Origin of the sequence: Aquimarina sp. AD10 (genome assembly GCF_003443715.1) — a bacterium.
GTDB lineage: Bacteria > Bacteroidota > Bacteroidia > Flavobacteriales > Flavobacteriaceae > Aquimarina > Aquimarina aggregata.
The window spans coordinates 4431123-4447603 of sequence record NZ_CP031965.1 but is presented as its reverse complement, the minus strand read 5'-3'; the positions used below and the strand labels follow the sequence as shown (position 1 = coordinate 4447603).

At 33.7% G+C, this 16481-nt stretch carries 16 protein-coding genes; 6 read left to right on the top strand and 10 right to left on the bottom strand.

What is annotated here, in order from left to right; translation table 11 throughout:
- The first annotated feature begins 37 nt into the window (after positions 1-37).
- Positions 38-1048: an NAD-dependent epimerase/dehydratase family protein gene (locus tag D1816_RS18405; protein ID WP_118504753.1), complete on the top strand. Its 1011-nt coding sequence runs from the start codon at positions 38-40 to the stop codon at positions 1046-1048.
- A gap of 9 nt (positions 1049-1057) precedes the next feature.
- On the opposite strand, the gene D1816_RS18400 is transcribed toward D1816_RS18405, so the two are convergent.
- From D1816_RS18400 to D1816_RS18390, 3 genes are read right to left on the bottom strand one after another with little or no spacing between them, the layout of a single operon-like run.
- Positions 1058-1531, bottom strand: coding sequence for a DUF4296 domain-containing protein (locus tag D1816_RS18400; protein ID WP_118504751.1), 474 nt, complete (start codon positions 1529-1531; stop codon positions 1058-1060).
- Positions 1528-2874, bottom strand: coding sequence for a dihydroorotase (locus D1816_RS18395; protein WP_118504749.1), 1347 nt, complete (start codon positions 2872-2874; stop codon positions 1528-1530). Before D1816_RS18395 ends, D1816_RS18400 begins: the two co-directional genes overlap by 4 nt.
- A complete protein-coding gene (locus D1816_RS18390) occupies positions 2871-3602 on the bottom strand; it encodes a polyprenol monophosphomannose synthase (RefSeq protein WP_066315969.1) in 732 nt (243 codons plus the stop codon). The genes D1816_RS18395 and D1816_RS18390 overlap by 4 nt, the downstream gene beginning before the upstream one ends.
- A gap of 117 nt (positions 3603-3719) precedes the next feature.
- On the opposite strand from D1816_RS18390, the gene D1816_RS26290 reads away from it, so the two are divergent.
- Together D1816_RS26290 and D1816_RS18380 are read left to right on the top strand one after the other, a co-directional pair.
- Positions 3720-4373 carry a DUF4271 domain-containing protein gene (locus D1816_RS26290; protein ID WP_118504747.1) on the top strand — a complete coding sequence of 218 codons (654 nt, stop codon included), beginning with the start codon at positions 3720-3722 and terminating at the stop codon, positions 4371-4373.
- A 31-nt stretch (positions 4374-4404) separates the two neighbouring features.
- Positions 4405-5151 (top strand): uroporphyrinogen-III synthase, encoded by a 747-nt coding sequence (locus D1816_RS18380; protein WP_066315966.1) that lies wholly within the window; start codon positions 4405-4407, stop codon positions 5149-5151.
- A gap of 92 nt (positions 5152-5243) precedes the next feature.
- Here D1816_RS18380 and pckA read toward each other — a convergent pair whose 3' ends face one another.
- Positions 5244-6860, bottom strand: a complete 1617-nt coding sequence (gene pckA / locus D1816_RS18375; protein ID WP_066315965.1) for a phosphoenolpyruvate carboxykinase (ATP) — start codon at positions 6858-6860, stop codon at positions 5244-5246.
- Positions 6861-6928: 68 nt separating this feature from the next.
- A complete protein-coding gene (locus D1816_RS18370; protein WP_118504745.1) occupies positions 6929-7327 on the bottom strand; it encodes a DUF423 domain-containing protein in 399 nt (132 codons plus the stop codon).
- 137 nt (positions 7328-7464) lie between these two features.
- Here D1816_RS18370 and D1816_RS18365 point away from each other — a divergent pair, with 137 nt between their 5' ends.
- Positions 7465-8835: a saccharopine dehydrogenase family protein gene (locus tag D1816_RS18365; RefSeq protein WP_066315960.1), complete on the top strand. Its 1371-nt coding sequence runs from the start codon at positions 7465-7467 to the stop codon at positions 8833-8835.
- Between the two features lie 38 nt (positions 8836-8873).
- On the opposite strand, the gene D1816_RS18360 is transcribed toward D1816_RS18365, so the two are convergent.
- On the bottom strand, positions 8874-9455 hold the full coding sequence (locus tag D1816_RS18360; RefSeq protein ID WP_118504743.1) for a hypothetical protein: 582 nt from the start codon (positions 9453-9455) through the stop codon (positions 8874-8876).
- A 171-nt stretch (positions 9456-9626) separates the two neighbouring features.
- On the opposite strand from D1816_RS18360, the gene D1816_RS18355 reads away from it, so the two are divergent.
- Complete coding sequence (locus tag D1816_RS18355) at positions 9627-10097, top strand: Lrp/AsnC ligand binding domain-containing protein (protein ID WP_066315955.1); 471 nt, start codon at positions 9627-9629, stop codon at positions 10095-10097.
- Positions 10098-10150: 53 nt separating this feature from the next.
- Here D1816_RS18355 and D1816_RS18350 read toward each other — a convergent pair whose 3' ends face one another.
- The 3 genes from D1816_RS18350 to D1816_RS18340 form a co-directional block, all read right to left on the bottom strand.
- On the bottom strand, positions 10151-10843 hold the full coding sequence (locus D1816_RS18350) for a zinc metallopeptidase (RefSeq protein ID WP_118504741.1): 693 nt from the start codon (positions 10841-10843) through the stop codon (positions 10151-10153).
- A gap of 108 nt (positions 10844-10951) precedes the next feature.
- Complete coding sequence (ald, locus tag D1816_RS18345) at positions 10952-12067, bottom strand: alanine dehydrogenase (RefSeq protein WP_118504739.1); 1116 nt, start codon at positions 12065-12067, stop codon at positions 10952-10954.
- Between the two features lie 131 nt (positions 12068-12198).
- The gene (locus D1816_RS18340; protein ID WP_082832498.1) at positions 12199-12462 is read right to left on the bottom strand and encodes a SemiSWEET family sugar transporter; all 264 of its coding nucleotides are present in this window, start codon (positions 12460-12462) and stop codon (positions 12199-12201) included.
- A gap of 591 nt (positions 12463-13053) precedes the next feature.
- Here D1816_RS18340 and D1816_RS18335 point away from each other — a divergent pair.
- Positions 13054-13578, top strand: a complete 525-nt coding sequence (locus tag D1816_RS18335; RefSeq protein WP_118504737.1) for a hypothetical protein — start codon at positions 13054-13056, stop codon at positions 13576-13578.
- 61 nt (positions 13579-13639) lie between these two features.
- On the opposite strand, the gene leuS is transcribed toward D1816_RS18335, so the two are convergent.
- The gene (gene leuS, locus D1816_RS18330) at positions 13640-16468 is read right to left on the bottom strand and encodes a leucine--tRNA ligase (protein ID WP_118504735.1); all 2829 of its coding nucleotides are present in this window, start codon (positions 16466-16468) and stop codon (positions 13640-13642) included.
- Positions 16469-16481 lie beyond the last annotated feature (13 nt).

Sequence of the window (16481 nt, the reverse complement as noted above, 5' to 3'; positions counted from 1 at the left end):
CTAAATATGATTATTTTAGTCTTTAGAATATTTATTCATGATTTTAGTTACAGGAGCAACAGGATTGGTAGGCACTCATTTATTGATGAAAATCGTAAAAGAAAAACATAAAGTGCGCGCACTTTATAGATCCGAAACCAAAAGAGAACATGCTAAAAAAATATTCTCGTATTACTTAACAGATCAAGCAGATACACTTTTTAACACTATAGATTGGGTAAAAACAGACATTACGAACATCCCGGATTTAAGTGATGCTTTTCATGAAATTACTCATGTATATCATTGTGCCGCTTGGATCACATTTAATCCTAAACATTACAAAAAATTACGCAAAATTAATATTGAAGGAACCGCCAACATAGTAAATCTATGCTTAATTAACAACATCCAAAAACTTTGTTATGTTAGCTCTATTGCTACCTTAGACGAAGAACCTAATGTTCCTTTTATCGATGAATCATCAGAATGGAATCCCGAAATCTCAAAATCTGTATATGCCATTACAAAGTATGGCGCCGAAATGGAAGTTTGGCGGGGAGCTCAAGAACATTTAGATGTTGTAATCGTAAATCCTGGAATTATTATTGGGCCAGGGTTTTATGAAGGTGGTAGTGGATATCTATTCAAAAGAATTAATGCGGGTATGAAATACTATACTTCAGGGTCTACAGGATATGTTGCAATAGATGATGTTACGAATATCATGTGCCAACTCATGAATGGTGCATGTACTAATAAAAGGTATATTGTGATTGGAGAAAATTTAGGTTTCAAGACTGCATTTACATTAATTGCAAATGCGTTAAACAAACCCGTACCTACTAAAAAAGCTACTCCTGTTTTAATGAAAATCGCATTCTATTTGCAATATCTAAGTCATATCCTTTTTAGAACAAAACGCTCAATTTTTAAATCATCAATTCAGAGTGCTTTTTCTAGTCCTATATATAAAAACGATGCCGTTAAAAAAGAGTTGGATTACACTTTTATTCCAATAGAAAAAGCTGTAAAAGAGACCGCACAACATTTTTTGAGCGAAATTTAAACCCTACTTCTAGTGATCAAGCTGCATTAGTTCTTGATGCATACTTTCATCATCTTTTAGAAGCTCCTTTTTATCAGTTAATGTATCTTTTACTTTATTAATAGAGTCTTGTATCTTTTTTATAGAATCTTCTTCTTTTCTAATCTTTTCATATTTATTCTTTGATTCTTCAAGATTAGCTTTTACTCGCGTAAATATCTTCTCATATGTATCCAATTGTCCTGAATACCATATATTATTTTCTTCAAAAACAATACTATCAATATTGTGTTTTTGCAAAATATAAGTCTCTGGATTCATTTTATTCTCTTCCAAAAATCTCTTATAAGAGCCTTTTGCTGCTTTTACAAAAGCAATATCTGTAAGAACCTCAACCATTTGATCTTCTCCTAGTAATATTTTAGGCTGCTCTATTTTATCTATACTTTGACAAGCTAGCGCAACTAGAATCATCACAAAGCATATGTATCTTTTTTTAATCATCTATCAAAAGTTAGTCTTTGCCCATGCTTTTCTTCATAAAACTTGAAATTTTCGTATGCCAAATTTCCATTTATAAAAGTGTGGGTGATACGTGATTTAAATGTTGTTCCTTCAAAAGGAGACCAACCACATTTATAAGCTATATTTTCTTTATTTACAGTCCATGGTGCATTCAAATCAACTAATACCGCATCTGCACTATACCCTTCTTTTATATATCCTCTATTTTCAATCTGAAATAAGATTGCGGGGTTATGACACATTTTTTCTACAATCTTTTCTAAGCTTATCTTATCCTGATGATAAAATTCCAACATTGCGGGAAGCGCATGTTGAACTAATGGGCCTCCAGAAGGTGCTTTGGTATACACATTATCTTTTTCTTCAGAAGTATGTGGCGCATGATCTGTTGCAATCACATCTAATTTATCTTCTAACAAAGCAGTAAATAAGGCATCTCTGTCTTTAGCTGTTTTAACTGCCGGATTCCACTTGATTAAAGTTCCTTTTGTAGCATAATCTGCATCCGAAAACCATAAATGATGAATACATACTTCTGCAGTAATCTTTTTATCTTTAAGAGGAATTTTATTTGTAAACAATTCAAGTTCTTTTGCTGTGGAAAGATGAAAAACATGCAATCTTGCACCTGTTTTCTTTGCTAAAGCTACGGCATTTGACGATGATAAATAGCAAGCTTCTTCACTACGTATTACTGGATGAAATTCAATAGGAATATCATCTCCATACGTTTCTTTATAACGAGCTGTGTTGTCTTTAATTGTTTGCTCATCTTCACAATGCACAGCAATTAGTAAATCTGTAGACGAAAATATTTTTTCTAATATCTCGGGGTTATCCACCAACATATTTCCTGTAGATGATCCTAAAAACAACTTAAGAGCCGCCACTTTTTTAGGATCAACTTTTAATATCTCCTCTAAATTATCATTAGTCCCACCAAACATAAAAGAGTAATTGGCATAACTTGTTTTTGAAGCTATCTCGAATTTCTCTTCTAATTTTTCAATAGTTGTAGATTGTGGTACCGTATTAGGCATTTCAATAAAAGATGTTATCCCACCAGCTACGGCTGCTCTGGATTCTGTTTCTATAGTTGCTTTATGTGTTAATCCAGGTTCTCTAAAATGTACTTGATCATCAATTACTCCAGGTAATAAGTATTTTCCTTCAGCATCAATAATTTTAACATCAGAAGATTTTGCACTTATCTGATCAGCTATTTCTTTAAAGACTCCATTTTCTATATAGACATCTCCTGCAAAAATTTGACCTTCATTTACTATATGTACATTCTTTATAAGTACTGAGTTTACTTTCATATCTCGTAACGATTAAACAAGCTATTAAATTTCATTTTTATTACTCCAAAAACGGCTTCAGATATAATCCCTTTGCTCATTTTTGAATTACCCCTAGTTCTATCTGTAAAAATTACAGGAACCTCTTTTATTTTAAATTTTAGTAAATATGCTTTAAATTTCATCTCTATCTGAAAAGCATATCCAACAAATTTTATTTTATCTAAGTTTATTTTCTCAAGAACCTCTCTTTTATAACAGATAAATCCCGCAGTTGTGTCATGAATATCCATTCCTGTGATAAAACGAACATATTTTGATGCTCCCCACGAGAGTAAAACTCTACTCATCGGCCAGTTTACAACATTTACCCCAGTAACATACCTAGAACCGATAGCAACATCGGCAGTTCCCTTAGAACAGGCATTATACAATCGTATCAAATCATTTGGGTTATGAGAAAAGTCTGCATCCATTTCGAATATATAGTTGTAAGACCTTTCTAATCCCCATTTAAATCCAGTTATATACGCAGTACCTAAGCCCAGTTTATCTTTTCGTTCGACCAAAAATAGAATATCCGGATATTCTTGCTGTAACTCTTTAACTTTTGCAGCAGTTAAATCAGGAGAACTATCATCTACAATAAGAATATGAAAATCACGCTGAAGTGAAAACACATTCTTAATAATTCGTTCTACATTTTCAATTTCATTATAGGTAGGAATAATGACTAAAGCCTCTGCCATCGATACTATTTTTCACGCAAATATAACTAAATAATTAGACCCATTGAACAATGAAATAACTAGATGTTTTTTTGCTTTTATACATTAATTGATCGTAATTTTATCCCGCAATAGGATATGGAATTTATCACAAGAGAAATAACATCGAATAATTGGCTAACTATCTTACTAGTTTTATGCCTTGCATTACTTGCTATTGCGAAAAAGTTAGACGCTCTTAAGTTTGCCGATTTCATGACACTCTTTACTAGCACTAAGTATATCATATCATCTCAAAAAACCAGTACTTTATCTTCACCTTTTAATACAATCTTACTTATTTTACAGATTATCTCTGTTTCATTATTTTTATATTCAGGTTTTGAAGCATTCGAATTTGAAGTTTTACCTATACAAATTAACTTGTTTTTTAAGATCATAATTCTTTATACTGTAATTGTAATTTGTAAATTATTAGTAGAAAAAATAGTTGCCACAATTTTCTCAATTGATTCTATCATAGATGAATATTTATTTCATAAGGTATCTTATCGCAATTTTATTGGCGTATTATTACTACCTATAAACATTATATTTATCTATGCTTTTCTCCCCACCAGAAATGTATTTATCGCAGTATTAGCCCTACTATTTATCATAAATGCAATTGTTCTCATCTCTTTTTATAAAAAAAATGAAAATACAATTTTAAAGCACTTGTTTTATTTTATTTTGTATCTTTGCGCACTTGAAATTGCACCCTATTTTATACTATATAAGCTTATTAAATAAGATAAGTTAGGAACGTAAGAAAAGAATATTTATGAAAGTGAAAACAATTTTGGTCTCTCAACCTGAGCCTAAAGTAGAAAATTCACCTTATTTTGATTTAGAGGAAAAGGAAAAAGTTAAAATTGACTTTATCCCCTTCATTCATGTAGAGGGAGTTGATGCCAAAGAAGTAAGGTTACAAAAAGTGGATTTATCACAGTATACTGCTATTATTCTTACCAGTCGCAACTCTGTTGATCATTTTTTCAGAATTGCTGAAGAAATGCGATTTAAGGTTCCCGATTCTTTAAAATATTTTTGTCAAAGTGAGGCTGTAGCTTACTATCTTCAAAAATATGTAGTTTACCGTAAAAGAAAAATTTATGTTGGAAAGCGTACTTTCCAAGAACTTGCTCCGTTAATTAAGAAGTATAAGAATGAAAAGTTTTTACTTCCTTCTTCAGACAAACTAAAACCTCTAATCCCTGACACTTTGGATAACCTTAAAGTGGATTGGAAACAGGGCGTTTTTTACAAAACTGTAGTTAGTGATTTATCTGACTTAAGAGATGTATTTTACGATATTTTAGTGTTTTTCAGTCCTTCTGGGATACAATCATTATTCGAGAATTTTCCTGATTTTAAGCAAAACGACACTCGAATTGCTGTTTTCGGAAACTCGACTGTCAAGGCAGCCGAAGAGCATGATTTAACAGTAGATATTCAAGCTCCAACACCAGAGACGCCGTCTATGACCATGGCGCTTCAAAAATATATCAAAGAAGCAAACAAGAAGTAATATATCAAACTATTATTGATATAACGTAAATAAAAAAGTCTGGAAATTAATTTCCAGACTTTTTTATTATAGATTTATTATACTAGCTATTCTTAGAAAGAATATCGTTGTGGCCCTCCACGTCTAATTTCTTCATTGGCATAAGCTTCAAACTTTTTAAAGTTTTCTCTAAAAGCGTTTGTAAGCTTAAAAGCAGTTGTATAATAGGACTCATCATCATTCCATGTTGCTCTAGGGCTCAAAACACTATCTGGAACACCAGGACATTGTCTAGGTTGCGCAACTCCAAATACCGAATGAATATGGTATTTATCATAGGAATACAACCCTAAATCACCATTAAGCACTGCTTGAATCATAGCACGAGTATATTTTAGCTTAATTCGTGTCCCTACACCATAAGGCCCACCGGTCCAACCCGTATTAACCAACCATACATTTACCCCAGTTTCTTTCATTTTCTTAACTAACATTTCTGCATATTCTGCTGGATGTAATGGCATAAATGGTGCTCCAAAACAAGCAGAAAAAGAAGGTGTAGGCTCTACAACTCCAGCTTCTGTTCCAGCCACTTTAGCCGTATATCCTGATATAAAATGATATGCTGCCTGACTAGGAGTAAGTTTAGAAATTGGAGGAATAACACCAAAAGCATCGGCTGTTAAAAAGAATATATTTTTTGGGTTTTTACCTATTGATGGTTCTTGAATATTCTCAATATGATGTATAGGATAGCTTACTCTTGTATTTTGAGTAATTGAAGTATTAGCATAATCTACTTCGCCTTTATCATCTATAATTACATTTTCAAGAATTGCTCCTTTCTTAATAGCTTTATAAATCTCGGGCTCTTTCTCTGCCGACAAATCAATTACCTTTGCATAGCAACCGCCTTCAAAATTAAATATAGTATTTTCTTTTGTCCACCCATGTTCATCATCTCCGATTAACTTGCGATTTGGATCTGTGGATAAAGTTGTTTTTCCAGTTCCCGAAAGCCCAAAAAATATGGCTGTATCTCCGTCTTCTCCAACATTTGCAGAACAATGCATTGGCAACGTTTCTTTATATACGGGTAAAATAAAATTTAAGGCAGAGAAAATACCTTTTTTTATTTCTCCGGTATAACCCGTTCCTCCAATAAGAGCAATTTTCTTAGTAAAATTCAGAATTGCAAAATTATGTTGACGCGTACCATCTGTAGCCGCATCAGCCATAAAACCAGGAGCATTTACTACTGTCCATTCCGGTTCAAAATCTTTTAACTCTTCATTAGTTGGCCTTAGAAACATATTATAAGCAAACATATTAGACCAAGGATACTCATTGATCACTCTTATGTTTAACTTATACTCTGGATCTGCACAAGCATAGCTATCACGTACAAAAATCTCTTTTCCAGAAAGATATTTAGTAACCTTTTCATAAAGCGCGTCAAATGCATCTGCACCAAAAGGAATGTTAATATCTCCCCACCATATCTTATCTTCGGTGACTTGATCTTTAACAATAAAGCGATCCATAGGCGAACGACCCGTAAACTCACCTGTGTTCACCGCCAAGGTGCCAGATGATGTAATTTGTCCTTGACCTTTTTGCACTACTTCATCCTGAAGTTCTTCAGGAGATAGTTGGTAACGCATTGTAGCATTTTCAATACCGTAATGCTTTAACGAAAACGTTTTCGTAATTGGATACAGTGGTTCCATAAAAATATGTTGTGTTATGTTATGTACGTGCAAAATTATAAATAATAATCACACTAAGCGATAAAAAATCATTTAATCTTAACAAGTGAAATAATAAAGAAAATCCATCCAAAAATTAACAAAAAACCTCCTAAAGGTGTAACAAAACCAATACTTGACAAAGAAAATCCTAAAACCTCATCAATTACCAAAAGGTATATTGACCCTGAAAAAAGGGTGATTCCCCCCAGAAACAAGTAAAAGATCTTCTTTCGTGATACATCTTCAAGAATTGTCATATTACCTAATATGATACAAGCAATTGCATGATACATTTGATAACGCACCCCCGTTGTAAAAGAATCAATACCATCAGAATCTACCAGCTTTTCTAAACCGTGTGCTCCAAATGCACCTAAAATGACGGATATTAAAGCCAATGTAGCTCCAGTAATCAAAATTATTTTATTTACTTTGGTTTTATTCATAACTGATTATTATTGATAAGATTTTTTATGTTTTAAACACATATTTTAAAGAAACCTAATTAATACAATACTATAGAGAACTTACTTTTTGCAGTATTTACTACTTTCGTATCAAAGTTATCAAAATATCAACACCTATGAGAAAAATTCTAGTTATTGGCGCAGGAAAATCTACTGCTGTTTTAATTAAATATTTCCAAGACAAATCGGTTTTAGAGAATCTTCATATTACTATTGGGGACATTTCTCTTGAAAATGCTAAAAAATTAGCGAATAAGCACCCTAATACCGTAGCTATTAGATTAGATGTTTTTGATACTGATTCTAGAAAAGAAGCAATCAAAAATGCAGATATTATAGTATCCATGTTGCCTGCGAGATTTCATATCGAAGTAGCCAAAGACTGCTTATCATACAATAAATCAATGGTAACCGCCTCATACGTAAGCCCAGAGATGCAAGAACTTGATTCCGAAGTTCGCAAAAAAGGACTAATCTTTATGAATGAGATTGGTGTTGATCCTGGAATTGACCATATGAGTGCTATGCAAGTTATTGATCGCATCAGAAATCAGGGTGGGAAATTAATTTTATTTGAATCTTTTACAGGAGGTTTGGTGGCCCCAGAAAGTGACACCAATCTCTGGAACTACAAATTCACTTGGAATCCTCGTAATGTTGTAGTTGCTGGTCAAGGTGGTGCTGCAGAGTTCCTGCAAGAAGGCACTTATAAATACATTCCTTATCATAAATTATTTAGACGTACAGAATTTCTGGAAGTTGAAGGATACGGTCGTTTTGAAGCATATGCCAATCGCAACTCTTTAAAATACCAGAAAATTTACGGATTAGATGATATTCTAACTTTGTATCGTGGTACTATTAGACGAGTTGGTTTTTCTAGAGCATGGAACACCTTTGTTCAATTAGGAATGACGGCAGATGATTACACCATAGCTAACTCAGAACATATGAGTTATCGTGACTTTACAAACTCTTTTTTAGCATACTCCCCAACAGACTCTGTAGAATTAAAACTACGTCATTATCTAAAAATTGACCAAGATGATATTATGTGGGATAAACTCTTAGAACTTGATTTATTTAATCCTAATAAAAAAGTTCAAATTGCAAATGCTACGCCTGCACAAATACTTCAAAAAATCCTAATGGATGAATGGTTACTTGCAGAGGATGAAAAAGATATGATTGTAATGTATCATAAATTTGGTTATGAACTCAATGGAGAACGCAAACAAATAGATGCAACAATGGTTAGCATAGGAGATGATCAAACATATACCGCAATGGCCAGAACTGTAGGCCTACCGGTTGCTATGGCCGCTTTACGAATTTTAAACAAGAAAATTACAACTCCAGGAGTTCAAATTCCCATTGCAGAAGAAGTATACACCCCTATACTAAAAGAACTTGAAGAATATGGAATCATTTTTAAAGAAGAAGAAAAAGAGTATTTAGGATACAACCCTGATGGCGTAAAAGGGTAAAATATCTATATTCACCTAACTATCAGTGATTTTTGACATTACTTCAAAAAATCAAATACGTCATCCATAGAAAAATCTATCACGTTTGGAGCATTCGGTATTCCTGTTCCTATATCTATAGTTTTATTTAGTGTAATTGATGATCGTGTTGAAAAATGATATTTCCCTTCATTATCAACAGTAACAATTACTGTATCACGCGAAGCACTATCTGAATCAAATTTAGAACTTGCCAAAGGATCAACTCTTTGAGTTCCTGCCGTACAAGAAATTACGACAAGTTTGGCAGCTGGATCTGCATCTAATATCGTTACCAATTCTTGGGCAGTAACCACAGTATAAGTTCCGCCACCATTTAATGAGTAAGTAACACTCAAAGAAGATCCGGCATAATTACCATTTGCATTATCCTGACCCAAAGTGCTAACTGCAATTACACCTGTATTAGTAACACTTGAAATATTTGTTGATGCATCTCCACCAGTATATTCAAAATCACCTAACATCCATAAAGAATTTGTCGTACCACCAACGATTGGATTAGGATTATCATCAGAATCGCTGCATGAAACAAACAATATCAACCCTAAAAGCAGTAGTATTTTTAAACCTGTACGCATTGCGAAATATTTGTTTTAGTTTCTAAAGTACTATAAATACAAACGTGATTAAATATAGGATATGATAATTTTATCAAAAAAACAGTTAAAGCTTAATTAGATACTTTTAAAACTATTACAACTATAAAGCATTAATCGTATTTTTGATTTATAATTGAAACTTATAGCACTATGAAAGGACAAAATAACAACTTAAAAATCGATGGTATCGATAAAGAAATCCTTAGAAACCTTATGAGCGATGCAAGAACTCCTATCTTAAAAATCGCAAGAAAAGTTGGCATCTCAGGAGCAGCTATTCACCAAAGGCTTAGAAAGCTTGAATCTTCTGGTCTTATTGCCGGATCTAAATTTGTTATCGATCCTAAAGTACTAGGTTATAAAACAATGGCTTTTGTTGGTGTTTTTTTAGATAAAGCAGTTAGTAACCCAAAAGCAGTAAAACAACTAGAAGAAATACCAGAGGTAATAGAATGCCATTATACTACCGGAAATTGGTCTATTTTTATTAAAATCTTATGTCGAGATAATGAGCATTTAATGAATGTATTAAACAAGAATATCCAGGCCATTGAAGGTGTTTCCAGAACTGAAACTTTCATATCTCTTGATCAACAAATTGATAGACAAATCAATGTATAAAATCAAATCACGAAATCATCAATCCCTCGTGATTTGACTTTACTTTCAATTTTTTAATCTCTTCTTCCTAGAAATATCGAAATAAAATATAGCAGTGTTGCCAATGAACCTAAAGCAGCAACTAAATACGTACGAGCTGCCCATTTTAAAGCATCTTTCGCTCCGGCATGTTCTTCACTTGTAAGCATATTTGTATTTTCTAACCACGCCAATGCTCTGTTACTAGCATCATATTCTACTGGCAAGGTAATCATACTAAAAAATGTAGTTACAGCAAATAGCAATATTCCGATTAGGAACACCATATTTCCAAAAACCATACCCGAAGCAGATAAAACTAAACCTGCCATAATTACGATATTTGACAATTTACTAGAAATCCCAACGGCAGGAACTATCTTAGACCTCATAGTTAACCAACTATATGCTGTAGCATGTTGTACAGCATGACCACATTCATGAGCAGCTACAGCAGCGGCAGCGGCATTTCGTTGATTATACACTCCTTCACTAAGATTTACCGTCTTTTTTAATGGATTATAGTGATCTGTAAGCATTCCAGATGTTGAAATCACCTGAACATCATGAATGCCATTATCTTTCAACATTTTGGTCGCAATCTCTGCACCACTCATTCCATTTTGTAAATGCAGATTAGAATATTTCTTGAATTTCCTTTTTAGTTGATTACTCACATAGGAGCTCACTAAAAATATAATTCCCGCAATAATATAATATCCCATCATAATTATAAACTTTTAATGTTTGTTAAATTTACAATATAAAATACAAAAACCTCGCCATACTAGCGAGGTCTTTGTTTAAATAAACTTGAGTTAGCCAATAAATCGAGTTTATTTTAAATATCCATTCACATCCTTTAAAGGAAGATCAAAAGCTTCTGAAATTGCGGGATACACAACATCTCCCTGCACTACATTTAGTCCTTTTTTAAGGGGTTCATTTTCTAAACATGCTGTTTTCCACCCTTTATTTGCCAATTGTATTGCATATGGCAAAGTGACATTAGTTAATGCCATAGTTGATGTATATGGCACTGCTCCTGGCATATTAGCTACAGAATAGTGCACTACATCATCAATTATATATACCGGATCTTGATGCGTTGTTGGTTTTGTAGTTTCAAAACAACCTCCTTGATCTACCGCCACATCTACTAATACAGTCCCCGGACGCATTTCTTGTAGCATATCTCGAGTGATCAATTTCGGCGCCTTAGCTCCCGGGATCAATACCCCACCAATAATCAGATCCGACGTTTTTATATGTTTGCGAATATTATGTTCGTTAGAGAATTCGGTATTTACATTTGCAGGCATCACATCATCAAGATAACGCATACGTTTTACACTAATATCAAGTATCGTTACACTTGCTCCCATACCAGCTGCCATTTTTGCAGCTTGTGTACCTACAACTCCTCCTCCAAGAATCAATACTCTGGCTGGGGCTACTCCTGGTACACCACCAAGAAGAATACCTCTTCCTTTTAATGGCTTTTCTAAATATTTAGCTCCCTGTTGTATAGACATTCTTCCGGCAACCTCACTCATTGGTGTTAATAACGGTAAACTGCGATCAGGATCTTCTACTGTTTCATAAGAAACGCACACAGCCCCGCTGTCTATCATTGCATTTGTAAGCGGTTCACTTGATGCAAAATGAAAATAGGTAAATACCAATTGATCTTTCTTAATCAATTTATATTCAGGTTCTATAGGTTCTTTTACCTTAATAATCATTTCAGCAGTTTCATATACCTCTTCAATTGTAGGCAATATTTTACCTCCTGCATTTACATATTCTTCATTACTAAAACCACTTTGTAAACCAGCATTTTGCTGAACAAAAACCGTATGACCATTTTTAACGAGCTCCATCGTTCCAGCAGGTGTTACACCCACTCTATTCTCGTTATTCTTGATCTCCTTAGGAACACCAATTATCATATTCTTAATTTTTTGTCGAAAATAGATGTTTTTATGAAATAAAACAATAAAACATATCCAAAAAATGATCAATCAATAATTTTATTGAATTACACGACAAAATGTTAAAAAACAGAAGAACTGTATATTTTCTATCGGTTTTTATATCGATATTTAAAGTACAATAATAGAAATCCTGAAATTGCCGTAATAAAATTAGCCAAAACTATGGGCAAACTACTTATCAAAAACCCGTAGACCAACCAACAAAGTACGCCAGTTACAAAAATCAATAGCATGGTCATTGATAAACTCTCGGTGGATTTCGTTTTCCAGGTTTTATACACCTGAGGCAAAAATGAAGATGTGGTTAATACTGCAGCTACTAACCCAAGAATTTCTATAGAGTCTATCATTACTATAAAGGTATATTAAAACAGGGTATAAAAATATTTCTTCTATAGACAAGCATTGATATAATAACTGTTAATTTACTATAAAAAAGTGTTAGCTAGCTAACACTTTTTTATGTATTAAGTTATTTATTTTGAAATACCAACTTAAAATCTATATCCCATGAAAAATTCGTTCTACACTTCGGTATTTTTAAAAAGTAACATTTATTTTTATTTTGAATTTGCTTAACCGTTTTTTCGAAACACCTCTCGTTCTTAAGTAGTGTATTACCCCTATTTTTCTTACAAACAGTATACCATGTGCATTTATTATAAAATATACCGCACGCACAATCTTAATGCTGTTGTATTAAAAACATCATAGGTATTTTATGACCTAGATAACATCGCACACTTATTACTTTTTAAGACACATTTATTTATAGTCAAGTAGCTGTATACAAGAAACAGCACTATGCACATTGCATATATTTTTAATATTTCTCTTATACGAGTTAATACTCCGTATAGACTCTATAGTTGATGATAATCGACTATACCTTCATTTAAGAACCAACATAAGTTTATTATAAATATTACACACAAATGATTATGAATTACAAACAAAAATTTTCTGGTATCTTTTTTATTACAGGCTTACTATTTATTAGTTTAACTACTACTAGTGTGAAAGCTCAAAACACTATTGGCGGACACTTTGGAGTTGTACAACCTATAATCACCTTTCAAGACGGAGAAACCATTGATGGATTTGATCCTCATGCCATTGGATTTCCTATAGGTATAACGGTTAGAAAAAGTGAAAAATTTGCATTTGATGCAGAATTTGTTCCTTTTATAGCCTCTGCAGAAAATGGTGCAGGTGAAAATGTTAGTGCCGTTCGTGAGCTATTGGTTCACCCCGGACTACTTTGGGGCATAGGTAACAAACTTACCTTTGGAAATCGACTTGCATTTGAGCTTGGTAGCGGTCGTTATGGATTCACACCACTCTTAAACAGAGGTTTCACTTTGGGGAAAACCAATGTTTTTGCAGAATTAGTTTTACCTGTACGATTTGGTAATGACCAAGAAGTTTCTTTCACCGCCGCATTACACTTTGGTATTGGCTTTTAATCAAAAAAAATCCGCTTGTTCGCATAAACAAGCGGATTAATTTGTTTAACATATTAAGGTACTAACCAACAACATTTACAATTTTACCAGGTACAACGATCACTTTTTTAGGTGTTCGCCCGTCTAGTTGTTGTTGCGTTTTTTCATGAGCCATAACAGCGGCTTCTATATCTTCTTTACTCATATCCATTGGCAATTCTATCTTAAAACGCATTTTACCATTAAATGAAATAGGGTACTCTTTTGTGCTTTCTACTAAATGTGCAGCATCAAAAACTGGGAAAGTGGCAGTTGATATAGATTCATTGTTTCCTAGTTTTTGCCATAATTCTTCTGCAATATGGGGTGCATAAGGAGAAATTAAAACAGCCAAGGGCTCTAATATCGTTCTTGACGTACATTTTTGAGCTGTTAATTCGTTTACTGCAATCATAAAGGTACTTACAGAGGTATTAAACGAAAATGCCTCGATATCTTCTTCTACTTTTTTGATTGTTTTATGCAGTGTTTTTAAAGCATCTTTTGTAGGTACTGCATCTGTAACAGCAAACTCTTCATTATTGTGATATAATTTCCAAAGTTTCTTTAAAAAACCATGTACTCCGGTAATTCCAGCAGTATTCCATGGTTTTGCTTGCTCTAATGGTCCCAAAAACATCTCATACAGTCGCAAACTATCTGCGCCATACTGATCACAGATCCCATCTGGGTTTACTACATTATACCATCGCTTTGACATTTTTTCAACCTCGCGACCAACAATATACTTTCCATTTTCTAAAATAAATTCAGCTTCCTCAAATTGAGGTTGCCATTTCTTCAATACTTCTGGATCTAATTCATCTGAAGCATTAATCATATTTACATCAACTCTAAGTTCTTCAACGTCATATTCATCTTTAAGACCTTTTGACACATATTGATTGGTTCCACTAATCCTATACACTAATGCACTAGTTCCTAAAATCATACCCTGGTTAATCAATTTTTTCGCAAATTCATCAACAGGAATATAGCCTCTATCGAACAAAAACTTTTGCCAGAAACGTGCATATAACAAATGACCTGTGGCATGTTCGCTACCGCCAATATAAAGGTCAACTTCTTTCCAATACTGTATAGCTTCATTAGAGAATACCTCATCCTCATTATGAGGGTCCATATATCTATTGAAGTAATATGAACTTCCTGCCCAACCTGGCATTGTATTTAATTCTAAAGGAAAAACAGTAGCATTATTAATAAGATCATTTGCTACTACTTTATTGTTTTCGGTATCCCATGCCCAAACAGTAGCTCTACCCAATGGTGGCTCACCGGTTTCTGTAGGTAGATATTTTTCAACTTCTGGTAGCTCGATTGGCAAGTGCTCTACATCAATCATTTGTGGCATTCCATCTACATAATATACAGGAAATGGTTCTCCCCAATATCGTTGACGACTAAATACTGCGTCACGTAATCTATAATTGGTTTTACCTTGACCCTGACCTAATTTTTCTAATTCGTAAATCGCTGTTTTCACAGCTTTTTTATAAGATAATCCATTTAAAAAATCAGAGTTGGTGATGATCGTTTTTTCTTTATCAGCAAAAGCTTCCTCAGAAATATCTACGCCTTCAAAAATATTCACGATTGCTGGCATACCAGCTTTATCTGCAAAGTAGTTTGCAAAATCATAATCACGTTGATCCCCACATGGTACGGCCATAACAGCTCCTGTACCGTAGCCTGCTAATACATAATCCCCAATCCAAATAGGTACAGGTTCCTTGGTAAACGGATGTTCTGCATAGGCACCTGTAAACACACCACTAATGGTTTTTACATCGGCCATACGTTCACGTTCACTACGTTTAGCAGTAGCTTCTATATAAGCGTCTACTTCATTTTTTTGATCAGGAGTTGTAATTTGAGTTACCAAATCATGTTCTGGAGCCAAAGTCATAAAAGTCGCCCCAAAAATGGTATCAGGTCGAGTTGTAAATACTTCTATAGTAGCATTATGATCTTTTACATTAAAAGTCACACTTGCTCCTACAGAACGTCCTATCCAATTGGTTTGAGAATCTTTTAGTGGTTGCGGCCAATCGATCGTTGCAAGACCATCTAATAATCGCTGCGCATACGCCGAAATACGCATACTCCATTGGGTCATTTTTTTTCGGACAACGGGATAGCCCCCTCGTTCTGATACACCATTTACAATTTCATCATTTGCCAATACGGTTCCTAATTGCGGGCACCAATTTACTTCGGTCTCTGCTAAATAGGTTAATCTATATTTTAGTAATACCGCTTGTTTTTCTTTTGAAGAAAATGTATTCCATTCAGCATCGGTAAACGATACTATATCTTCATCGCAAACTGCATTAATCGTAGCATTTCCTTCTGCAGCAAAAATGGTTTCAAGATCATCTATAGCTCTTGCTTTATCTTCATTAATATCGTACCAAGAGTTAAAAAGCTCTATAAAAATCCATTGTGTCCATTTATAAAATTTAGGATCACTGGTTTTTACTTCGCGACTCCAGTCAAAAGAGAATCCGATTTTATCTAATTGCTCACGATAGCGAGCTATATTTTCTTTGGTCGTAATTGCTGGATGTTGTCCTGTTTGTATAGCATATTGCTCTGCAGGTAACCCAAAAGAATCATACCCCTGTGGGTGTAATACATTAAATCCTTTGTGACGTTTATAGCGGGCATAAATATCACTAGCAATATACCCTAATGGATGTCCAACATGTAATCCAGCTCCTGATGGGTATGGAAACATATCCAAAACATAATATTTTGGTTTTGAACTGTTATTCTCAGCTTTGAATGTTTGCTGTTCTGCCCAGTACTTTTGCCACTTGGCTTCAATAGTATTAAAATCGTAACTCATCGATCTAAATTTA

Excerpts from the sequence above, each read along its gene's own strand:
- D1816_RS18405 (WP_118504753.1), top strand. The coding sequence starts at position 38 with ATGATTTTAGTTACAGGAGCAACAGGATTGGTAGGCACTCATTTATTG.
- pckA (WP_066315965.1), bottom strand. The coding sequence starts at position 6,860 with ATGGAACCACTGTATCCAATTACGAAAACGTTTTCGTTAAAGCATTAC.
- D1816_RS18350 (WP_118504741.1), bottom strand. The coding sequence starts at position 10,843 with ATGATGGGATATTATATTATTGCGGGAATTATATTTTTAGTGAGCTCC.
- D1816_RS18340 (WP_082832498.1), bottom strand. The coding sequence starts at position 12,462 with ATGATAGACTCTATAGAAATTCTTGGGTTAGTAGCTGCAGTATTAACC.
- D1816_RS18365 (WP_066315960.1), top strand. The coding sequence starts at position 7,465 with ATGAGAAAAATTCTAGTTATTGGCGCAGGAAAATCTACTGCTGTTTTA.
- D1816_RS18395 (WP_118504749.1), bottom strand. The coding sequence starts at position 2,874 with ATGAAAGTAAACTCAGTACTTATAAAGAATGTACATATAGTAAATGAA.
- ald (WP_118504739.1), bottom strand. The coding sequence starts at position 12,067 with ATGATAATTGGTGTTCCTAAGGAGATCAAGAATAACGAGAATAGAGTG.
- D1816_RS18380 (WP_066315966.1), top strand. The coding sequence starts at position 4,405 with ATGAAAGTGAAAACAATTTTGGTCTCTCAACCTGAGCCTAAAGTAGAA.
- D1816_RS18400 (WP_118504751.1), bottom strand. The coding sequence starts at position 1,531 with ATGATTAAAAAAAGATACATATGCTTTGTGATGATTCTAGTTGCGCTA.
- D1816_RS18360 (WP_118504743.1), bottom strand. The coding sequence starts at position 9,455 with ATGCGTACAGGTTTAAAAATACTACTGCTTTTAGGGTTGATATTGTTT.
- D1816_RS26290 (WP_118504747.1), top strand. The coding sequence starts at position 3,720 with ATGGAATTTATCACAAGAGAAATAACATCGAATAATTGGCTAACTATC.
- D1816_RS18355 (WP_066315955.1), top strand. The coding sequence starts at position 9,627 with ATGAAAGGACAAAATAACAACTTAAAAATCGATGGTATCGATAAAGAA.
- D1816_RS18390 (WP_066315969.1), bottom strand. The coding sequence starts at position 3,602 with ATGGCAGAGGCTTTAGTCATTATTCCTACCTATAATGAAATTGAAAAT.
- leuS (WP_118504735.1), bottom strand. The coding sequence starts at position 16,468 with ATGAGTTACGATTTTAATACTATTGAAGCCAAGTGGCAAAAGTACTGG.
- D1816_RS18335 (WP_118504737.1), top strand. The coding sequence starts at position 13,054 with ATGAATTACAAACAAAAATTTTCTGGTATCTTTTTTATTACAGGCTTA.
- D1816_RS18370 (WP_118504745.1), bottom strand. The coding sequence starts at position 7,327 with ATGAATAAAACCAAAGTAAATAAAATAATTTTGATTACTGGAGCTACA.